The following is a 1117-nucleotide window of genomic DNA, read 5'->3' as shown; positions in this document are numbered from 1 at the left end:
TGACCTTGCCCCGTTGAAATAATCCATTTTGAAGTAAGCTCTGGCCCATCGAGAGGACCAGGGAATGAAGCGCAATCGTTTCACAGACGAACAGATCATCGGCATTCTGAAGGAGCACGAGGCAGGCACGCCGGTCTCGGAACTTTGCCGCAAGCACGGCGTCAGCGATGCCAGCGTCTATAAATGGAAGGCCAAATTCGGCGGCATGGACGTATCCGAAGCCAAGCGCCTGAAGACGCTGGAAGACGAGAACACGAAGCTGAAACGGCTCCTTGCAGATGCGATGCTGGACAATGCGGCTTTGAAAGAGCTTCTGGGAAAGAAGTGGTGACGCCCGCAGCAAGGCGGAAAGCTGTCGCTCATCTGATGGATCACCACCAGATGAGCGAACGGCGGGCGTGTAAAGCCATCGGCTTTTGCCGGATGACGATCCGTTACGAAACCAGGCGCAGCGATGACCATGACCTTCGCGAGCGGATGAAGGCGCTGGCGCATGAACGCCGCCGCTTTGGATATCGACGCCTTCATGTGCTGCTCAGGCGTGAGGGTCACCTTGTGAACCACAAGCGGCTCTTCCGGCTCTATCGAGAAGAGAAGCTGACGGTGCGCAAGCGCGGCGGGCGGAAACGAGCGATAGGCACACGAGCACCGATGCTGATCCCGCTTGCCGCCAATGATCGCTGGTCACTGGACTTCGTGTCGGATCAGCTCACCGATGGTCGCAGGTTCCGGGTGCTTACGGTCGTCGACGATTGCACCAGGGAATGCCTGGGCCTCGTCGCCGATACGTCCCTTTCCGGCCTGCGGGTTGCCCGTGAGCTGGACCGGATCATCGAGGGACGAGGCAAGCCGAAGATGATCGTCAGCGACAATGGCAGCGAGTTCACCAGCAACGCGATCCTGCAATGGACGGATCGGACCAAGGTGGAATGGCACTACATCGCACCGGGCAAACCGATCCAGAATGCCTTCATCGAAAGCTTCAATGGGCGGCTGCGAGATGAGTTCCTGAATGAAACCCTCTTCTCGTCACTGACCCATGCTCGATCAGCGCTTTCAAACTGGCGCAGCGATTACAACGATCATCGACCACACTCTGGACTCGGCTGGATGACAC

Annotated in this window: 1 pseudogene; it reads left to right on the top strand. The window is 58.0% G+C overall.

The annotated features are described in order from the left end of the window. Window positions 1–64: 64 nt before the first annotated feature. Window positions 65–1117: pseudogene (locus ACODR6_RS32095) on the top strand (IS3 family transposase); the annotation flags it as partial.

It is taken from the genome of Rhizobium sp. FG96 (assembly GCF_057808655.1).
Note: the sequence above shows the minus strand (reverse complement) of the source record. Positions and strands in the feature narration are given on the sequence as shown.